The 20,622-nt window shown below is 31.5% G+C and carries 14 protein-coding genes and 1 pseudogene; 4 read left to right on the top strand and 11 right to left on the bottom strand.

Annotation, left to right across the window (positions count from 1 at the left end):
- The 11 genes from VFS71_RS05160 to VFS71_RS05110 form a co-directional block, all read right to left on the bottom strand.
- Positions 1–1,182: HlyD family secretion protein (locus tag VFS71_RS05160; protein WP_326399780.1), on the bottom strand; the 1,182-nt coding region annotated here is incomplete at its 3' end.
- A gap of 23 nt (positions 1,183–1,205) precedes the next feature.
- Complete coding sequence (locus VFS71_RS05155) at positions 1,206–3,395, bottom strand: peptidase domain-containing ABC transporter (RefSeq protein ID WP_326399781.1); 2,190 nt, start codon at positions 3,393–3,395, stop codon at positions 1,206–1,208.
- Between the two features lie 2 nt (positions 3,396–3,397).
- Positions 3,398–4,981, bottom strand: coding sequence for a vitamin K epoxide reductase family protein (locus tag VFS71_RS05150; RefSeq protein ID WP_326399779.1), 1,584 nt, complete (start codon positions 4,979–4,981; stop codon positions 3,398–3,400).
- A gap of 2 nt (positions 4,982–4,983) precedes the next feature.
- A complete protein-coding gene (locus VFS71_RS05145) occupies positions 4,984–6,264 on the bottom strand; it encodes a DUF6734 family protein (protein WP_326399777.1) in 1,281 nt (426 codons plus the stop codon).
- Positions 6,265–6,281: 17 nt separating this feature from the next.
- Positions 6,282–6,533, bottom strand: coding sequence for a hypothetical protein (locus tag VFS71_RS05140; RefSeq protein ID WP_326399775.1), 252 nt, complete (start codon positions 6,531–6,533; stop codon positions 6,282–6,284).
- Positions 6,534–6,742: 209 nt separating this feature from the next.
- Complete coding sequence (locus VFS71_RS05135; RefSeq protein ID WP_326399773.1) at positions 6,743–7,543, bottom strand: hypothetical protein; 801 nt, start codon at positions 7,541–7,543, stop codon at positions 6,743–6,745.
- Between the two features lie 56 nt (positions 7,544–7,599).
- Positions 7,600–8,874, bottom strand: a complete 1,275-nt coding sequence (locus VFS71_RS05130) for a DUF6734 family protein (RefSeq protein WP_326399771.1) — start codon at positions 8,872–8,874, stop codon at positions 7,600–7,602.
- Between the two features lie 66 nt (positions 8,875–8,940).
- The gene (locus VFS71_RS05125) at positions 8,941–9,171 is read right to left on the bottom strand and encodes a hypothetical protein (protein ID WP_326399770.1); all 231 of its coding nucleotides are present in this window, start codon (positions 9,169–9,171) and stop codon (positions 8,941–8,943) included.
- A gap of 487 nt (positions 9,172–9,658) precedes the next feature.
- Positions 9,659–10,834, bottom strand: a complete 1,176-nt coding sequence (locus VFS71_RS05120; protein ID WP_326399768.1) for a SusE domain-containing protein — start codon at positions 10,832–10,834, stop codon at positions 9,659–9,661.
- Positions 10,835–10,856: 22 nt separating this feature from the next.
- Positions 10,857–12,371: a RagB/SusD family nutrient uptake outer membrane protein gene (locus tag VFS71_RS05115; RefSeq protein WP_326399767.1), complete on the bottom strand. Its 1,515-nt coding sequence runs from the start codon at positions 12,369–12,371 to the stop codon at positions 10,857–10,859.
- A 10-nt stretch (positions 12,372–12,381) separates the two neighbouring features.
- Positions 12,382–15,363 carry a SusC/RagA family TonB-linked outer membrane protein gene (locus tag VFS71_RS05110; RefSeq protein WP_326399766.1) on the bottom strand — a complete coding sequence of 994 codons (2,982 nt, stop codon included), beginning with the start codon at positions 15,361–15,363 and terminating at the stop codon, positions 12,382–12,384.
- Positions 15,364–15,604: 241 nt separating this feature from the next.
- On the opposite strand from VFS71_RS05110, the gene VFS71_RS05105 reads away from it, so the two are divergent.
- The 4 genes and pseudogenes from VFS71_RS05105 to VFS71_RS05090 form a co-directional block, all read left to right on the top strand.
- The gene (locus VFS71_RS05105; RefSeq protein WP_326399764.1) at positions 15,605–16,627 is read left to right on the top strand and encodes a LacI family DNA-binding transcriptional regulator; all 1,023 of its coding nucleotides are present in this window, start codon (positions 15,605–15,607) and stop codon (positions 16,625–16,627) included.
- 753 nt (positions 16,628–17,380) lie between these two features.
- On the top strand, positions 17,381–18,709 hold the full coding sequence (locus VFS71_RS05100; protein WP_326399762.1) for an MFS transporter: 1,329 nt from the start codon (positions 17,381–17,383) through the stop codon (positions 18,707–18,709).
- 23 nt (positions 18,710–18,732) lie between these two features.
- Positions 18,733–19,392, top strand: a complete 660-nt coding sequence (gene pgmB, locus VFS71_RS05095) for a beta-phosphoglucomutase (protein ID WP_326399761.1) — start codon at positions 18,733–18,735, stop codon at positions 19,390–19,392.
- An 89-nt stretch (positions 19,393–19,481) separates the two neighbouring features.
- Positions 19,482–20,622: pseudogene (locus tag VFS71_RS05090) on the top strand (glycoside hydrolase family 65 protein); the annotation flags it as partial.

Raw genomic sequence — 20,622 nt, 5'->3', positions numbered from 1 at the left:
ATTAGTTGTCAATCCATTAGGAATAGTAATTTCTATAAAATAGTTACCATCTTTATCTGTAACAGTAGACATTGTTTGAATTTTACCTTCTAACATACCATATTCTTGATATGGAAAATTATCAAGTTTAATTAATACTTTTTGGTTTTGTTTTATTTTTCCCGAATTCTGAGGCAGAACTATTAAGTTTCCAATAAATTGTTGCTGATTCTCAGGTAGAATTGTTGCCAATAAATCTCCAGTTTTTATTAGCTGATTTTCTTTCCAAGAGTTTTGAAATTGAAAAATACCATCATAATTAGCGATAAATTGATAGTTTTGCTGCCAAATGTGAATGCTTTTTTTTAATTCATCCAAAGCCTGGTAAACAGAACTTAAATTAGTAATATCAGTTTTTTCTTGAGATATCTGACTACCTATTATTTGTTTGTGCGTTTGGTTGATAGCCTCTTTTTGTTGTGAAATAGCTAAATTGGTTTGGTCATAACTTTGTTTTGCTTGTAAGTTATTTACTTTTTGAATTTCCAAATCATAGCCTGAAATTACTCCTTTGTCGAAAAGTTGTTGTGATCGTTTAAATTGTTGATCGCTTAAGGACAATTTTGCTAATTCTAATTTTTGTTGAGCATAAAGAGATGACAGTCTATTACTATTTTCATTCTGTGAACTTAGACCTGCATTAATTTCCTGTGAGTAAGGCTGTAGTTTTTGGTTTAATTCATTTTCAATATAAGCTTTATGGAATTGAATATAAGCTGTTTGAATTTCTCCAAGTTCGAGGTTTTTCAATTTATCAAACGGGAAACTAAAGCTCTGATAATTTGCAGTAATTGCATTGATTGCGTTCGTTAACGTTTGTACATCTTGATAATTTGCAGTACTCTCTAATATAGCTAATACATCTCCTTTTTTTACTTTTTTAGAATTAGTAGCGTATATTTTGGCGATACTAGAATTGACTTTCGATTCTAGTCTTTCAGGAGGATTTACGGAAGTAATGACAGCTTTTGCAGAAATAATATCAGGATATTTTACAAACCATGTACCAATAAGAGTGAATATCATTATTGTAAAAATGATAGAAATTCCATAGCGTAAAATCCATGCTGGAGGATTAGACAGTACTTCTTGAACAGATTCTGAACGTAATTCGATGTCTTCTAAAACATTTTTTTTTGTCATTTTATATTTTTTAGTGAAAATGATTAATTTCCTAATTCTAATTGATTTTTTACTAACTCAAAGTAATTTCCTTTCATAAGAATTAAATCTTTGTGCGTTCCAATTTCTACTATTTTTCCTTTCTCTAAGACTACTATTTGATCTGCGTTTTTCACGGTCGAAAGTCGATGAGCAATAATAACTGCTGTTTTTCCTTTTAGAAATTGATTTAGATTTTCCATGATTACCTTTTCATTATTGGCATCAAGTGAGGAAGTAGCTTCGTCAAAAAATAAATAATTAGGATTTTTATAAACTGCTCTAGCTATTAAGAGACGTTGTTTTTGCCCACCAGAAATTCCTGTTCCTTCATTTCCAATTTTAGTATTGTACGAGAGAGGCAAGCTTTCTATAAATTCCTTAATATTAGCAGTTTCAACAGCGTGCAAAAGTTTGTTTTTATCTACATAATCATCTCCTACTGCAATATTATTTGCGATGGTATCATTAAAAATGAATCCTTCTTGCATTACCACACCACAATTTGATCTCCATGCACTAGGTGAAATATTATCAAATTTGATATTCCCAAGGACAATTTCTCCATTATTTGGTTCATAAAACTTCATCATGAGTTTTAACAGAGTCGTTTTTCCGCTACCACTGGTACCTACAATAGCAGTTGTTTTTTGCTTAGGGATAAGTAAATTTAAATTCTCAAGTACATAATCTGGGTTACCTGTATATCTAAAAGATAAATTTTTTATACTGATATCCGAATGTTGTAAATCGTGAATTTTAGGATTTAATATGTCTTCTTCATCTTCTTTATCGTGAATTTCTCCTAATCTTTCTAAGCTAATTTTGGCATCTTGTAGCGAACGGACAAATTCTACCATCTGCATTAATGGGCTATTTAATTGACCTATTATATACTGTACTGAAAGCATCATTCCAAGTGTTAAATCTCCTTTTACCACTAATGTTGCTGAAAAAAAAGTAATTAATAGGTCTTTAAGATGATTAATAAAGTTTGAACCTACAGATTGCCATTGCTCAAGTGTCAAGGATTGCATACTTACCTTAAAAAGACGAATTTGTACAAATTCCCATCCCCAACGCTTTTGCTTTTCGGCATTGTGCATTTTTATTTCTTGCATTCCGTTAATTAGCTCCATCACTTTGGACTGTTCACTTGCGACTTGTGAGAAACGTTTGTAATCTAATTTTTTTCTCTTTTTTAAGAAAAACAGTATCCATCCAAGATAAACGATACTACCTACAAGAAAGACCAGAAATAATTGAATGTTGTAAAAAGCAAGCACAAAACTGAACACTACTAAATTCACCAATGAAAACATTACATTGAGGGAACTTCCTGTGAGTAATTGTTCGATTCTATGGTTGTCACCAATGCGTTGCATGATATCTCCTGTCATACGACTGTCGAAATAACTAATTGGGAGTTTCATTAATTTTATAAAAAAATCTGAAACAAGAGAAATATGAATTCTGGTACTCAAATGTAGCATTATCCAAGATCGAAGTACTTCGATTGAAGTTTGGCCAGCAAAAAGCATTAATTGCGCCAAAAGCATCAAATAGATGAAATTTAAATCTTGGGTTTGAATTCCAATATCTACGATGCTTTGAGTAAGAAACGGAAACAATAATGAGAATAAACTTGCTGCGGCCAAACCTACTGTTAGTTGGATGACCAAACCTTTGTAGCGAAATAAGTACTTGGTTAAGTATCCAAAACTCCGCTTGGATTTTTCTGAATCCCATTCATTTTTATAGAACTCTGGGGTTGGTTCCAATAAAAGAGCAATACCTTCTTCTGTTTTCTCATGGGCATTCTTACCTATCCAAAATTTAATAAAATCCTCTTTAGAATAGGTTATTAAGCCATGGCTCGGATCTGATATATAGATTATGTTTTTCTTGATTTTATAAACAACTACAAAATGTTGATTGTTCCAATGAATAATACATGGAAGCGGAGATTCATTTTGTAATGTCTCGAAGTTTATTTTTATACCAAGAGTTCGGAATCCTAAAGCTTCTGCTGCATCACTAAGACCCAGTAAACTACTCCCTTCACGAGTAGTTTCTGAAAGATTTCTAATATGTTGTAATTCTATTGTTTTTTTGTAATATTTTGCTACAATGCGCAAACATGTTGGCCCACAATCTTTGGAATCGGGTTGTTTGTAGAAAGGGAAGTTTTTTATTCTCAAAGCACTAGGTTTTTTTCTTCAATTAATTCATCGATGAAATAATTGAGTTCATTAATTTGGTATTCTTTTGGTATAATATGTCCATTAAGGATAATGACAGGAGTAAAATGAATGGCATTTTCTAAACACCAATTGTATTGGTTTGGGATCATTTTAGTATAGTATTCGGAATGATTATTTTCCCATTTGTTTTTCCATTTTTCTAAATCTAGGTTTTCAATATGCCAATCATTTAATGACGCAATAGCTTTATGAATTTCTCCACTCCAATAATAGCTGGAGGCTTGTTTGTAAACTAAATTATTTGGATTTTCAGTATTTTCAATATTTATATTAAAAAGTAATTTGATTTTTATTTCATTTGGATTTTTTTTTACCAATTTCATTGCATTTTCATAAGCGGTATGACAATGCCCACATGAAGCACTTATAATCAAAAATAAAGTTATTGGTGTTTCCATTTTACCTATTATAACGGTTTTCAAATTATTTAAGTGGACTTCATCTATTTTTTGATTATTTTTTAATAATGTGTTGAAAACGAGATAATTTCGTTTTAGTTTTTGATATTGTAATTCAGTAATCTCGTACTTACTTATTTTTTTAATTCTATTTTTTAATTCATAACCAACAAAATAAAATAAGACAATTATTAATATTCCAGAAAAAAAGGAAATAATAGAAGTAGAGTTCGGTTTTAGAGAGAAATTAAACGAAATTATTATTAGTTGTAATAGAAGTAGTGTATCGATACCTAGGCAGAGAAGACACCATTTTTTTACGATAAATCCTTGATAATATATTGAGTACAGGATAATTGGAATACTGAAAATTCCTATAATTGAATAAATAAAACTATTTAAATTAAAAGAATTAAGGACAAAAAATAGTGTCAGTGAACTAAAATAAAGTACAGAAATGTCACTTAGGCTAACGTTTTTAAAAACTTTGGCACCTTTGGACGACATCACATCTTTACAGCTTGTTTTTTCTGTTGCATTGCATATTTTTGAAATGGAATCATTATATAGACCCATCTCTTCTCGCACTAAAAAGAAACTAATAAGCAAACCAGTCAGTAAGAGTAAATAATAAAATATTCCTGTGATCAAGTCCTTATTGTTTATTAAAAATAATAGAATTGTTGAGAGTACAAAAGCACCCCCAATTATTACATTGTACTTTTTGTTTGAAGACAATAATTGACTTTCGTTAATTGGATTAGCTTCAATAGCAACAATTATTCCGGTCCAAATTTTTAAATATTCTTCTTTGGAAATCTTTTTTTTGAAACCGTTTGAAAATTCTATAGTTATATTGTTTTTATTTTTTTCTGTAAATACAATCTCCTTTCCAGTGTCTGAATCTACTACTGAAATGAAAGAATATGGAAGATTTTCCAGTTCTTCTTTTTCAATTTTTGCAGCGACATTTTCAATTTCAAAAAAACTAAGTGTATCTATTATCGCATACAGACTCGGAAAATTGGGATGAGATTCTAATTGCATATGAAACCCATCTTCTAGATCGTAATATTGATTTTCTCTTAAATATTTTTTTAGATATGTGAAATTATTCATTTTTAAATTGAATTTATAGGTAATAAAATTTGATGATAGATGCATCTATCCATTACAAAAGAGAATATTTTTTCTTTTAATTCTTCCGGAGTAATATTTTTCATAAAGTCTTCGTCGTCAATTATTTCCAAAGATATCGTATTAACACTCATTGGATTTTCAAAATAATATAGAAGGAAATCCCAATCTTCCATTTTTAATTTATCTTCAATCTTCTTTTGTGGAGAAAAATAATAGATTTCTATTTCATCTTCAGTAATCTCGTTGAATCTTGTGTCTTCTGATAATTTAAATTTGGTATCCAAAATAATTTCCCAAGAAGTGTTCTCCAACCAAGCATACATTTTAGAAAGGAATTCAAAACGAATTTCATCATCTACAATGTCATTCTCTGAACATAGATTGTGTTTTACTAGATTCTTGTTTAGTTTGTCATATTCTTCCGGGAATTCATATCGCAATCTGTATTTTACTTGTTCACACATTTCGATAGACTTTTTAGCATAGCCAACAGTATGGATGTAGGTTTCCTTTATAGGAATGACATGAAACTTCATCACATTAGTAAATGCTTCATTCATTTCAGACTTTAAAAATCTTATATCTAAATTCTTTTGAGTTGCCAATTCAAACCCCAACATTTGTTCATACACCATATTAAAAACCCCAATATCAATCAAATGCAGTTTATCTAAATTAGTATCTATAATTTCAAAAACTTTGTTTTTAAATTCCTTAAAGAAATCTAAATTGCAACCGCCAATTATACCTGCGTTATAGGCATAAATATTTTTTGTTTTTAAATAAATAGGAAATAAATCTTCAGTGATATCTTTAAATTTACTACGTACGATTTCCAATATTTCTTTATATTTTGGAAAATTAAATTCTAAGTTTTGTGCAAATAAGTCAGCTTTTATGAAATCGTCAGAAAGTTTATTCCATATAAAAACATCAGTATCTGCATGAAGAAATGGTTTTTCTTGAAGAGAATAGGTAAGGACTTTTCCTAAAGCCCATAACTCAGCAGGATAATCCTGTAATTCGTTGAGTTCTAAATTTACCTCACTATATGGAATTTCTAATTTATCAATTAACAGTTCCCTCCCTAGATCATCAGTGTAAAACGTAACTTCTTCATAATTTTGCTTGAATTTTAAACAACTAAACATACAAGAGTAAAAAAAGAAGTTGGCGTTTAGCCAACCTCCCTTAAATCTCGCATTCAAATCGTCATTTTCTTTAAAAAAAGGTTTTGACCAAAAACTTTGAATAACTTTCATCTATTTAAGATATAGTTTTATTTTGTTACGCAAAGTCTATAAGGAACTGTGTCGTTCTGAACTTGTCCGTAAGCTACTTTCCATCCATTTACAGCAACTGTCGAAGAACAATTATTAGTTGTATATGAGAAAACTTTGTAACAAATAGCATAACCACATCCTGATCCGTTTATACCATCTACGGGGTAATTATAACCTCCTGAAATTGTTTTTGCTTCTTCTTTAGTAAGAATAGCTCCTTTTAGTTTATTTAAAAAATCTTTTTTCATTTTAATAAATTTAATTTTTTTCTTTGCCTACTCATCAGCTTTTCGGCTTCCGCTTTTAAATTTTAAAATCATATTTTAAAGACATTAACCTTGGGTTCGGTCTCAGGTTGCGCAACCTTATTTAAAACTTTGTTTATTCGTATTTGCAACTACCAATAATCCAGAATATTAACATGTCTTTTCACGACTTACAAGTATTTTATTAGCTGTTAAAATCTTATAGAAAAACTTTTGTTAAAAATCCTTCTTAATTGATTCCCACTAAAGTTTAATAAAGTTTCAATATTTTCAAAATTCAATAATTTTAGTTCATTCCATACACCATCATTATCTTGTAAGGGGTGAAAATTGCGGATGTATCTATAATTGTTTATATCAAGTGATTTCCATAAATTAAAATAACTGTTAGAGTCAAAATCATTTTTATGTCCCCAATTTGTTATTTTTTGATATATCTCATCTTGACTTCTAGCCCAAGATTGATGGATAAGAATAGCTCCAGATTCGATGGTTTTGTTATATTCGTTTACTCTTCCATAATAACAAATAGGATTTGTTGTAGCTACCCAACAGTTTTCTATTATAGGGGAAATAACCAAAAATCCTTTCTCTAACTTTTTAAATAAATTTGCAAATTTGACACATACAGAAAGTGTATTATGATACTTATTTTTGTCTAAATATATTTCCTCTAACTCATTCATAAATGCACCAAAATCAAGAAAATATTCGTCGCAATCTAATTGAATATACCAATCACATTTTCCCATTTTTTTGTATAGAAAATTACGTTCTTCATTTTCATTTATCATTGGGGGATTCAATTCATTATAAAAGGAATCTTCTTTAATTTTTATTTTAGATTCCGTGTCAATTGATTTAATCCATTCAAAAAAGGCAGTTGGAATTTCAAATTTATTCCCAGACCATGTTAGTCTATGCTTGTCTATAACTAAAATGATTTCCTGTACTTTTTCATTTTCATAGACTAATGGCAATGAATATTTCAAATATTCATAATCGTAAGAAACCAAATAACCAACCTTTACAACCATCTTTTTTAAAATTATTTGTTTGCAAAATCAGGTAATAGAATTTCATGTAAAAGGCATTTGTCAAAAACAAACGACAATAACTTTTCCGTTAATGCTTTTTTGGTGTGTTTTGCCGCAATGTCATTATCCAACAGTAATTCTAAACTTAGTTCATTAATGGAAATGGATTCTTGGAAATAGAATAAAATGGCATCCCATTCTTCAAGATTTAGTTGCTCTCTTTGCAATGTTTGAGGTGAAACATAATCTATTTTACTAGAATCATTACCTTCCGAAATTTTAACGGTGGGGTTTAATCTAAATTTTGCATCACAAATAACATCTAAAGAATTTTCTCTCACATACTTGAAAATGGAAAATAAATAGTTTTTTCTCGTTTCTGAAATTTCATAATAATCTTTCCACAACAGATTTTTAGTTCCATTGAATTTTATCTTTTCATACTCTTCAGGGAACTCGTACATTAATAGCGCTTCTATCTGCTCGCAAGCGTAAATTGATTTTTTTGCAAATCCTATTGCATGAATATACTTGGTGTGAAATGCAGCTAAAGGAAAATTCACTAATGGTGTAAAATTGGAATCAATGTTGTCAAAAAATGCTTTGGGATTGATTTCTTTTTTATTAGCAATTGCATACCCTAGTTGTTGTTCGTAGATCATATTAAAAATGCCTACGTCAATTTTGTTAAAAAAATGGTCGTTTTTATTAATGAATTTTTTAGATCGAGAAAGTAGCTTTTTAAAGAAATCTAAGTCAGTACCTCCAATAATTCCTGCATTAAAAGCTAATATTTTTTTATGTTTATATAAAGAATTGATCAGCTCAGCAGGTATCCAGTCAAATAAAGTTAAAATTTCTTCTAATGCTTCTGAATAAATTGGAAAATTTTCTTCTATATTTTGGCAAAATATAGGCGCATTGATTAATTTTTCTGGAAATTTTTCCCAAATAAAAACATCTGTATCTGCATGAATGAAAGGTTTGTTTTGAATGCTATAAGTATAAAGTTTTGGGAGAGCCCATAGTTTTTCATTTGTATGCTCTAAGCTGTCAAAGCAATTTATAAAATTTGAATAAGGGATACCTAATGTTTTATTTACAATAAATTCTCCCTTAGAATCAGTATAGAGATTTACGTCACCATATAGTTCTTTAAATTTTAAACAGCTTAATGCCATGCTGAAGTAAAAATATTTTTCATTTAGCCATCCTCCTTTAAATCTACTGTTTGGATCTTTAGAATTGCTTAAAAAAGGTTTGGACCAAAAACTTTGTATTATCATAATTAATTTTTTAAATTAAAATTTAAGAGGCTTTTTCAAACCTCTTAAATTTTTTTTCAAATAAGACTAAACTCCAACACAATATAATGAAGGATTTGGTTTATAGTAATATAAATTTCTGGGTGTGCAACCAGCTGGAGTTGCTACTTTCGCACCTTGATTGCTGTAGCTACCGCAAACAATGAAAGAGCATGGGCTACCATCTATAAATGATCCATTATACCCACCAGAAATTGTTTTAGCCTCTTCTTTAGAAAGGATTGCTCCTTTTACTTTACTTAAAAAATCTTTTTTCATTTTAATAAATATAAATTTTGTCTGCCTACTCATTAGCTTTTCGGCTTCCGCTTTTTTAATCTTTTAGAATTATATTTTAAAGACATTAATACCAGACTCGGTCTCAGGTTGCGCAACCTTATCTAAAATTCTGTTTATTCGTATTTGCAACTACAAACAATTCAGAAGATTGATTTTTTTTACTAAATTTTAATGAAGTAATTATAAAAATATAAAATATATCTTATTTTTTATCGTATGTTAAATATTAATAAATAACTACAACGATATAGTGTTGATAAAAAAAGTACTACAAATATTATTTGTGTTTTTTGTTTATTAATATTGGTCAATGAATTGGTAATCAATAGAAAAGAGCAGCAATATGATCGCCCTTAAAGTCGATTATATTGCTGCTCTTTTCTATTGATTTAAAGGATTTTATTCCTTTGTATAAAAAAAAGGGCTGTCAGTTATGACAGCCCTTTCTATAATTTAATTATATTGCTTACAAATCTGTAACAGTACATTTTCCATCAAAACCAACTTTTAATTTTGGATGCGCACCTGCAGTAACATCTAAGTCAGATCCACCATCATGATCTGGAGCACCAAGTTCAGTACCAACATTGAATTCCCAATCCGTTGTTGCCCCAAAGAAATAATTACTTGTATTTTTAGATCTAAATTTCATTTTGCCAGCAGTAATGTCAGTTCCAGGATAAGTCCATTCATTAGCTGAAAAGTTGTAAGTCATGGCTGTTTCACCTCCCCAACCAAGAGGGGTTGCGGCACCAATAACACCCCAATTCATTTTTATGGCTTTACATTTTTTAGTAGTTAAGTTAACTTGTATGTAGTACAAACCATCTCCATCTGCACCTGCAATTTTAAGGTCTTTACTTTCTCCACTACTTACTAAGTCAAATTCTTGACCTCCAGTTATAGCCGTAACATCCGCAAGAGTACCATAATTTCCTTCATCCCAAGTTTTTCCGTCACCAGTAAACTTTAATCCGTCACCTGATTTAATTTGTACATAACACTCAAAAAGAGATCCTTTTGATTCACTACCAATGTATTTAAGCTGTATTCCTTTTGTCACATCCCAAGCAGTACCTCCATAATATGCTTGTGGTGCTCCTACCATAAACAATGTAGGAGTAATTACTACTGGATCAGAGTAAGCATGTATTTTTAAAGATTGTACTTCAGAATATCCTGTTGATTTTGAAACTTCAGCTGTTGCAACAACTCTAACATCATAATCTACAAAATCATCAAAAGAAATTGGAGTTTTTCCATTTGAAATTAATTCAAAATTCAATCTGTTTACGGCAGTATTCAAATCTCCAAAAGTAAAATCTCTTGTTGTAGTAGATACTCCAGAGTTAAATACATTTACAGCAAGTGAAAAATCACTTCCTTTTTTTGCAATTTGTAGATTATAAGAGACAGCTCCGTCATATTCTAGTGTTGCTGCAGTCCATGTAAACGTTCCTGCTTTGTCAGCTTCATTTACATCTTTAATCGGTGTAAATTCTGCAGGTGCAGGAAGAGCTTCTAAAACTGCGGGAGTAGTGATTTTTTCTTTCCCATATATGTTGATACTTGGATCCTCATCAGAACAAGAAACCATTGTCAATCCTAATAATCCTAATAATAAAAAAGTTAATTTTTTCATTTTATTTATGTTTTTAATTTAATTAATAACCTGAGTTTTGTGGTAGTAAATTGCTATTTGCAAGGTATGCAGATTCTGGAACAGGAAAAAGATTTCGGTTTGGATCGGTGTCGTTTTTCTCCCACCAAATGTTTTGGAATTTCCCAAAACGAATTAAATCTTGACGTCTGTGTCCTTCCCACATCATTTCTCTTCCTCTTTCTGCTAAAATATCATTAAGTGTGAATCCACTTGAAGCAGTAAGTCCAGCTCTAGTTCTAATTTGATTTACTAAAGCATCACCAGCACCAGCACCACTTAATCTAACTTGTGCTTCAGCTTTCATCAATAAGAAATCAGCATATCTGAAGATTGCAAAGTCATTGCTTAGGTTTTCTTTAGCACCTACAGCAATCTCCCATTTGGCAACTCTTACCCCAGACATTTTAACCACTTCTTTACTGTAAACGGTATTTGACATTTGAAGTTCAGGAATGTAAGGAGTGAAAATTAATGGTGAATCATTTGCAGCCGGGTCAGTAATAATTCCACCATTAATGTCATATTGTTGACCTGATAAAAGCATTTTCTTTCTTAAATCGTTACTTGCAAAGGTTTTATAGTGTGCTTCCAATGTAGCAAAACCATTCCAAGGTGAAGTACTCATCCCAAAAGTAAGTTGCGATAAATAATGTAAAGTTCTCATATGAAGATTAAATCCTTTGAAGGCATCTTGATCATAAGCTATTGTATAGATGTTTTCTTTTGAAGCTTCATTTTTAGTTTTAAAAGAATCTAAAGGATTAGCTTCTAATTGATAGCCAAGCGCCATAACTTGGTCACATGCTTGTGCAGCCTCAGCCCATTTGGCCGTTCCAGTATATACTTGAGCATTCAAATATAGTTTAGCCAATAAAGCATAGGCAGTACCTTTATTGATAGAACTGTTATTAATTCCTGGTTTTGGATCTGGCAAGAAAGGAAGACTTTCATTGATATCCTTAACCAATTGTGCAAAAACTTCGGCTCTTGGTGTTCTTGCAGGAAATTCATTGGCACCAGTAAAAGTCAAAGGCATAGGAATCGCACCAAAATTGTCCATAGCAATGTAAAAATAATAGGCTCTAGATACTTTGGTTTGTGCCAATACAGTTTTTACTTCGTCACTTGCCTGTGCACCTGCTTCCAATAACTCAATAGCTCTGTTTGCTGCTGGTATGTTTCCATAAACAAAATTCCATAAATTCTTTACAGCTTCAGTTGTTGGAGTCCATTCGTGTTTGCTTAATTGTCTCCATTTACCACCATCATCCCAGTCAGCGCCTCTTGTTGGAGCAACTGCTTCGTCTGAAGTTATTTCTTGCGTAAACCACCAACCACCATTGTCAAGCATACTTTGTGTTCCTGCAAAAACGGGGGTAGATACTCTAATGGCTTGTTCTGCATTTTCTGGATATTGGCTTCCTAAAAGATAATCGCTATTGTTTGTGTCCAAATTGGAACAAGCAAAAGAGAGTAAGCTTAAGCCAACTATACTTATTTTACTTTTTAATTTCATAATGATAATATTAAAATATAACGTTTAAACCAACTGTAAAAGTTCTTGTTTTTGGATAGATGTTGAATTGATCTGTACCAAAATAAATTTCTTTATTGTCTTTCCCTCCAGAAAAATTAACCTCTGGATCTATACCGCCATAATTAGTTAGAGTAAAGATGTTATTAACCGAAGTGTAAAGTCTAATTTTAGAAACATTTTTCAAGAAAATTGGACTAGGAAAATTATAACCAATATTGATGTTGTCTAGTTTTATAAAACTACCATCTTCAATGAAGTAAGATAATGATTGAGATGGGGCCTCAGTAACACCAGCATCGTTAAGTATTAAGGCATCGTGGTTTACGTTTCTTGTTCCAATTTGTAATGGATTTCCAAAAACTTGATTGGTTCCATTGTAAATATCATTACCAACAACGGCTCTAAATGACATAGACATATCCCAATTTTTGTATTTAAAATAGTTACTCCAACCCATTTCAAAATCAGGTAAGGCATGACCTATAACTTTTTTGTCATCTGTTGTAGCATCACTTAAATACTTAGTTTGGCCATTATTGTCTTTGATAAGCCATTTCCCACTTGAGAAACCTGCATACTCGTAGCCATAGAAAGTACCTAATTCATAACCTGCCTGCATTCTTTGAGTTGAAACACCAATCAAACCAGGACCAGTAATATAATTTACATCTAAGTAGCTATAGTTATATTGGTCATTTCCTAAGGCTAATACATTTTGTTTATTTTGTGTGTATACAAGAGTAGTACTCCAAGTAAAATCATTGCCATTGATTACTTTAGCATTCAAAGTGGCTTCAATTCCTTTATTTTCCATTTTACCACCATTAATAAAGGTAGTGTTCGAGAAATTAGTTTCAATAGGTACGTTTGTGTTTGCAATTAACATATTGTCAACTGTTTTTTTGTAGTACTCAACTGAACCTGAAATTCTGTCGTCGAACAATCCAAAATCTAAACCAACGTTTACTTCTGTATTCTCATCCCATTGTAAATTTGGGTTCCCATTATTAACGTATTTAAAGTTGGTGATAGGATTTCCTGATGCATCAACTGTAGCTACTGGAGATACTTTTAAATCTTTTGCATCTACTGGAATGTTACTGTTTCCTGAAACACCCCAGCTTCCTCTAAGTTTTAAGGTGTTGATAGCGCTTACATTATCAGCAATAAAACCTTCTTTAGCAATATTCCAAGCAACTTGTACAGATGGGAATGCTCCCCATTGATTGTTGTCTCCGAAAACTGAAGAACCATCATAACGAATAATACCTGCTACATAATATTTAGAGTCATAGTCATACATTGCTCTCGCAAAATATCCGATATCTTTACGAGAAGATTTGAATGAAGTATTGTCTCCTAATTGAAGGTTTTCGAAGTTTAGCAAATTATCAGATCCAAGTATATTCGAAATTGGATTGTTTCCTTGTGCTTTAAATCCATCATAGCCAGTGTTTCTGTATGAGTAACCACCTAATAAAGTTACATTGTGAACATCAGAGAATGTTTTTTTGTAAGTAAGAGTTGACTCAACCATTGACTGCTCTTTGTTGTTGTATTCTCTATTTCCATAACCAGCATAAATCTGAGTTGGGACACCACCAAAATCATACGTATATGAAGGTTCGAAGTAAGTTTTTTCCCAGTCTTCTCTGATGTAGCTTAATCCAACTCTAGCATTCAAGCCTTTAATAATTTCTAAATCAAAACCTAAATTGCTATTGATAAATTTTGCATCTCTGTCATTTTGAATATTGTTTAGAGAGTGTAATGGGTTATAATAACTATTAACACCACCAACTTCCAATAAACTTCCATTAGCATTATATACAGGATCCGTAGGACGTCTTTGGTAGGCTTGGAATAGGACCTGGTCTTTACCATCTGAACCGTAATTAACATAATTGTTTTTTTCAAGAGTAAAAGACACACCCATGTCAACAGTCAATTTGTCATTGAAACCTTTTTGACTAACATTAATTTTAGCAGTGGTTCTGTCTTTTGCGGAGTTTTTTATAACTCCTTCAAATCCAGTATTAGATACAGATGCTCTATAGGTGTGGTTATCAGTCCCACCACTAATTGCAAAATTGTAATTTTTTGTTATTCCAGTCTGCAAAATTTCATCTTGCCAATCTGTATTTCCTCCTAAATCAGTAGTTGAAATACCATGTGCAGTTGTATAGTCTCTATAACTTTGAGCAGATAATAAATCTAGTTTATGAGCTACGTTGTCAATTGCAAGGTATGAGTTGAACTCGATTGAAGTTTTACCCTCTTTTCCTTTTTTAGTCGTAATAAATACTACTCCATTTGCACCATCGGCACCGTAAATAGCTGTAGATGCAGCGTCTTTAAGGATATCGTAAGATACAATGTCTTCTGGAGCTACAGTATTTGGGTCAACACCTCTAATTCCGTCAACAACATACAATGGATTTCCGCCAGCTGCAAACCCAGCAGCACCTCTAATTTTAACATTGAAGCCTTGGTTAGGGTCGCCACCTTGTTTAGTAATATTCACCCCTGCTGCTTTACCTTGTAGACCTTGAATAGGATCAATTAAAGCTCCTTGCATTAATTTATCCGCAGAAACTTTTGATACTGCACCAGTAGCGTCCTTTTTCTTAACAGAACCATATCCTACTTGTACTACAACCTCTTTTAATTGATTGGAATCTTCTTCAAGTTTAATAGTTATTGAACTTTGGGATCCAACAGGCACAGTTTTTGACCTGTATCCCATATATGATATGCTTAACATATCTGTTGGTTTTACACTGGCCAATTGAAATTTACCGTCAAAATCCGTTGAAGTACCAGTAGTACTTCCTTCTATTTTTACATTAACTCCTGGAATAGGCAGGCCTGATGTATTATCAAGTACTGTTCCTTGGACTTTGTTCTGGGCTATCGCACAAAACGGAAGTAGGAGTAATAAAAATAACAACTTTCTATAAATTGTTTTCATACTTTTTGTTTAAATTAATTGTTTTTTGGTTAAGTTTTGTTTAAGTTTTTTTACTTCGAATTTCAAAATTAAGAATTAATTAACACGCCCGACATGACCGAAATTATACGGTGTTACGAAAACGTGATAGTGTTGAAAACTTTGCTTTTTATATTTATTTTTATGCGAATATTTACAATAAATAAAAAATTATGTTATCTTTATTAAGAAATGATTAGTACAATATAGTAATGCCACAATTATGAAGAAAAAAATAACTCTAAAGCAAATTGCTAAAGAATTGGATGTTTCAATTTCTACTGTTTCAAAATCTTTAAGAAATAGTCCGGAAATAGGTGAAGAAACAAGATTAAAAGTTCAAGCATTTGCCAAATTTTACCATTACAAACCCAATAATATTGCCCTTAGCCTTAAAAATCGAAAAACCAAAACTATCGGTATCATTATTCCCGAAATTGTACACCATTTTTTTTCCACTGTTATTAATGGTATTGAGCAAATAGCTAATGAAAATGGATATAGTGTAGTTATTTGTTTATCTGATGATTCTTTTGATAAAGAAGTATTAAATATGGAGCTTTTGGCCAATGGAAGTATAGATGGCTTCATTATGTCATTATCTAAAGAGACTCAATTCAAAGGAGATTTTCATCATATTACCGAAGTAATAAATCAAGGGATGCCTGTCGTAATGTTTGATAGAGTCACCAATGAAGTATTGTGTGATAAAGTAATTATTGATGACAAACAAGCGGCATATGAAGCTGTACAAAGCTTGATTGATAAAGGGCGAAAAAAAATTGCTTTGGTTACTACCGTTGATTATGTAAGCGTTGGTAAATTGAGAACCGATGGATATGTTAAGGCGCTGCTGGATAATAACTTACCATTTGATGAAAATTTGATCATTAAAATTGAGGATATTGATACTTGTGAAATCATTATTGGTAAGTTACTGGAAGATGAGGCTATTGATGCTGTTTTTGCAGTAAATGAAATTTTTGCCGTGACCTGTATTAAAACAGCTAATAAAATAGGTTTGAATGTGCCAAAAGATCTTGCAGTAATTGCTTTTACAGATGGTATGATTTCAAAATATTCAACTCCAACCATTACCACAGTGAGTCAAAGCGGTGTGAAAATGGGAAATCGTGCCGCAAAAATTATCATTGACCGATTGGAATCTGAAAATGAATCGGATGATGAAAATTACATAACTGAGGTTATCGAAACCTATTTGGTAGAAAGAGAATCTACAAGTTAAATATTTATAAAAATGATAGAATTGGTTTTTAATTACTTAACTTTTTAATAGTTTTAAATTAATCGAGATGTAATTACTTGCTTTAAGATTGAACATTAAAATTTAAATCGAATGGATTAAACTCCGTTCGATTTTTTTGTATTTTGTCAATTCTAAAATAATTTGCAAAAAAAATACGTATTTTATTAATTACTACAACCTTGTAGTTAAAAAAAATGATTATTTTTAGGTTTTATTGAATATAAACAAAAAAGATTTTTATATATTTACTCCCCGTTTATAGCTTTTCTTTTACTTCGAAAAATAAGATGAGTTTTTTTATGACGATAATTTAATCGTGTTTATTTATTCCAATACGATAAAATTTTTAAAAAAGGAATTCATAAATAGTATTGTGATTTAATGAATTTTTACAAGTGTATAGTTAATGATTTTAAGAAAGTTTATCTATTAAGGATAAGTCTCTTTAACTATTCCATGTTATTATCAAAGCAATTTTACAGAAACAATTAAATTCAGGGACGACTATTTTTAGTCATTTTTGACATTAATAAATTCTTAATTATTTTAAATATTTAAATAAATAATGAACAGATTAGTTTCAATAGAAAAATTAGTTTTGATAGCAATAATTTGAACGAAACTTCATTTTGTATTGTTTGTAATTTTTCATTATCAATTTTTAGTTGATTTAATCAAAAAAAATATAGGGTAAACAGTGTGTTTATCAAGTAAATATGTAAATTTTTAATAATGGAAAAACCGAAATTAAGTTTTTGGCAAATATGGAATTTAAGTTTTGGATTCTTAGGGGTTCAAATAGGCTATTCTTTGCAAAATGGAAACACAAGTAGAATATTAGAAGCGTTAGGGGCTGATGTTCACAGTATAGGTTACTTTTGGTTGGCAGCACCTTTGGCAGGTTTGATTGTTCAGCCCATTATTGGTCTTTCGAGTGATAAAACATGGACCAAATTAGGAAGACGTATTCCTTTTATATTTTTTGGAGCGATTGTTTCGGCAATGGCTATGTTCTTTATGCCAAATGCAGAGTACTTTACATACCTGTTGCCTCCATTGGTTTTTGGAGCTGTAATGTTGTTATTGATGGATACATCATTTAATGTTACAATGCAACCATTTAGAGCTCTTGTGGGAGATATGGTAAATGATAAACAACGTAATCTTGGGTATTCACTTCAAAGTGCTTTAATCAATTTTGGAGCTGTTTTCGGATCATTATTGCCTTGGATTTTAGTTAAAATTGGGATGTCTAATGTGCCTGCAGCCGGTGAAAAAGTTGCTGAATCAGTGATTTGGTCTTTTTATATTGGAGGAACAATACTATTGGGAACTGTACTTTGGACTGTTTTAAGAACCAAGGAATATGCCCCAAAGGAACACGCTGAGTACAATAAAATTGATCTAAATGCTCCTGAAAAAAAGGAAAAAACAAGCATTTTTAGATTGATTGGAGATGCACCAAAAATCTTTTGGCAATTGGGAGTTGTTCAGTTTTTCTCTTGGTTTGCGTTGTTTTTAATGTGGGTTTACACCACAAGAGCAATTGCCAATCAAGTTTGGGGGCATGGAGTTGCTCTTGATGCAAAATCAATTGGTTTCAACGAAGCTGGGGATTGGACAGGAGTAATGTTTGCGTTCTATAGTGGAGTAGCAGCTTTGTTTTCTTTACTTATCCCTTCGATTGCAAAATCAATTGGAAGAAAAAAGACATACAGTTTTTCGCTTGTATTAGGAGGATTAGGATTGATTTCTATGTTTTTAGTTGAGGACAAAAACATGTTATTACTTTCTATTTCAGGGGTAGGATTAGCTTGGGCTGCTATTTTGGCTATGCCTTATGCAATGTTATCTGGTTCATTGCCGGCGGATAAAATGGGAGTGTATATGGGACTTTTTAATGCAACAATAACAATACCCCAAATTGCAGCGGGTGTATTAGGTAGTACTTTGATTGCGCTTTTTGGAGGTAATCCAATGGCGATTATTGTAATTGCTGGAGTTTCCATGTTAATTGCAGGTTCAGCTGTATTTTTTATTAAAGAAAAGGTACAGTCATAAAATAAATAATAAGCAGAATTATAATGAAAAAGAGAAAAGGATTTATTTTTGATTTAGATGGTGTAATTGTGGACACTGCTAAATATCATTTTTTAGCGTGGAAAAAAATTGCCAATGAATTAGGAATTGACTTCACATTAGAACATAATGAATTATTAAAAGGGGTGAGTAGAGTTCGCTCCTTGGATATAATTTTAGAATTAGGAAAAGTGGAGGCATCACAAGAAGATAAAGACAAATGGTTAATTCAAAAAAATGAAGACTATCTGTCCTATTTAGTAGATATGGATGAAAGTGAAATTTTGCCAGGAGTAATGCCAGTTTTACAATTTTTGAAAGAAAAAAATCAACCTATTGCATTGGGTTCAGCCAGTAAGAATGCTAGGCCTATTCTTGAAAAAACGGGAACTCTTCCTTTTTTTGATGCGATCGTTGACGGAAATGATGTTGTAAATGCAAAGCCAGATCCAGAAGTTTTTCTGCATGCTGCACGCTTGCTGGACATAAGCAATGAAGATTCAATCGTTTTTGAGGATTCAGTTGCGGGTGTCCAAGCTGCAAATGTTGCCAAAATGATCAGCATTGGTATTGGAGAAGAAGAAACACTGCATGAAGCTCAATACATTTTTAAAGACTTTACAAAGATTGATTCCGCTTTCTTGGAATCTTTAATAAACAAATAATCAACCAAAAATAAGGTTAAAAAGGAATGAAGCAAAGAGGTGTTTTATTCTCGAACTTCAAACCTTACCACCTTAAATTTAAATAGAAAATGAATCAAGATTATATAAAACCAGATAATTGGTCTATCATTGAAGAAGGATTTGATAGAGAGAGTGTAAAATCATCTGAAAGTCTCTTTAGTATCGGAAACGGTGCAATGGGACAGAGAGCAAATTTTGAAGAAAATTATTCAGGAGAAACTTTTCAAGGAAGTTATATTGCAGGAATTTATTATCCAGACAAAACTAAAGTTGGTTGGTGGAAAAATGGATATCCTAAGTATTTCGCTAAAGTTTTGAATGCTCCAAACTGGATTGGAATTAATATTGAAATCAATGGAGAAGATTTTGATTTGAATGCATGTACTGAGATTAAAAACTTCCGTCGTGAATTGAATATGAAAGAAGGTTGGTATCATCGTTCTTTTCAAGCCACTTTGAAAAACGGAACTGAAGTAGCGGTTGATATTCGCCGTTTCCTTTCACTGGATCTAGATGAAGTTGGAGTGATTAACTATGAAATTACGCCTTTGAATAAAGATGCAAAAATCATTTACAAACCGTACATTGACGCTGGTGTAACCAATGAAGACGCTAACTGGGAAGAAAAATTCTGGGAGCCATTAGACGTTAAAAAATCAGGGAATGAAGCTTTTGTTACGGCTCAAACTTTTAAAACGCATTTTAAAGTAACAACCTTCATGCAAAATACCATTTGGGCAAGAGGGGAAAAACAAAATATGTCTCCAACTTCTGTAGATACAATAGCAGATAAAATTTTATTTTACTATGATGTTATCGTTGCAAAAGGAGAAAAATCAGCGATTCAAAAAATTGGAGGATATACAGTTTCACTAAATCATGCCGATACAATTTCGGCAGCTGAAAATGTTATTCAAGCAGCTTTAGCAAAAGGATATGACCAATTATTACAAGATCAAATTGATGCTTGGGCTAAAATTTGGGAAATGTCAGATATCACTATTGATGGAGATGTAAAAGCACAGCAAGGAATTCGTTTTAATATTTTCCAATTGAATCAAACCTACTTAGGAAAAGATTCTCGTTTGAATATTGGACCAAAAGGATTCACTGGAGAAAAATACGGTGGATCTACTTATTGGGATACTGAAGCGTATTGTATTCCATTTTATATGGCAACAAAAGACCAACAAGTGGCGCGTAATTTAT

Source organism: Flavobacterium sp. (assembly GCF_035760125.1).
GTDB lineage: Bacteria > Bacteroidota > Bacteroidia > Flavobacteriales > Flavobacteriaceae > Flavobacterium.
This window is presented reverse-complemented; position numbering and strand designations above follow the sequence as displayed.

What these genes read in the sequence shown, in the direction of transcription:
- VFS71_RS05150 (WP_326399779.1), bottom strand. Translation starts at nt 4,981, where the DNA reads ATGAATAATTTCACATATCTAAAAAAATATTTAAGAGAAAATCAATAT.
- VFS71_RS05145 (WP_326399777.1), bottom strand. Translation starts at nt 6,264, where the DNA reads ATGAAAGTTATTCAAAGTTTTTGGTCAAAACCTTTTTTTAAAGAAAAT.
- VFS71_RS05140 (WP_326399775.1), bottom strand. Translation starts at nt 6,533, where the DNA reads ATGAAAAAAGATTTTTTAAATAAACTAAAAGGAGCTATTCTTACTAAA.
- VFS71_RS05130 (WP_326399771.1), bottom strand. Translation starts at nt 8,874, where the DNA reads ATGATAATACAAAGTTTTTGGTCCAAACCTTTTTTAAGCAATTCTAAA.
- VFS71_RS05125 (WP_326399770.1), bottom strand. Translation starts at nt 9,171, where the DNA reads ATGAAAAAAGATTTTTTAAGTAAAGTAAAAGGAGCAATCCTTTCTAAA.
- VFS71_RS05120 (WP_326399768.1), bottom strand. Translation starts at nt 10,834, where the DNA reads ATGAAAAAATTAACTTTTTTATTATTAGGATTATTAGGATTGACAATG.
- VFS71_RS05115 (WP_326399767.1), bottom strand. Translation starts at nt 12,371, where the DNA reads ATGAAATTAAAAAGTAAAATAAGTATAGTTGGCTTAAGCTTACTCTCT.
- VFS71_RS05110 (WP_326399766.1), bottom strand. Translation starts at nt 15,363, where the DNA reads ATGAAAACAATTTATAGAAAGTTGTTATTTTTATTACTCCTACTTCCG.
- VFS71_RS05105 (WP_326399764.1), top strand. Translation starts at nt 15,605, where the DNA reads ATGAAGAAAAAAATAACTCTAAAGCAAATTGCTAAAGAATTGGATGTT.
- VFS71_RS05100 (WP_326399762.1), top strand. Translation starts at nt 17,381, where the DNA reads ATGGAAAAACCGAAATTAAGTTTTTGGCAAATATGGAATTTAAGTTTT.
- pgmB (WP_326399761.1), top strand. Translation starts at nt 18,733, where the DNA reads ATGAAAAAGAGAAAAGGATTTATTTTTGATTTAGATGGTGTAATTGTG.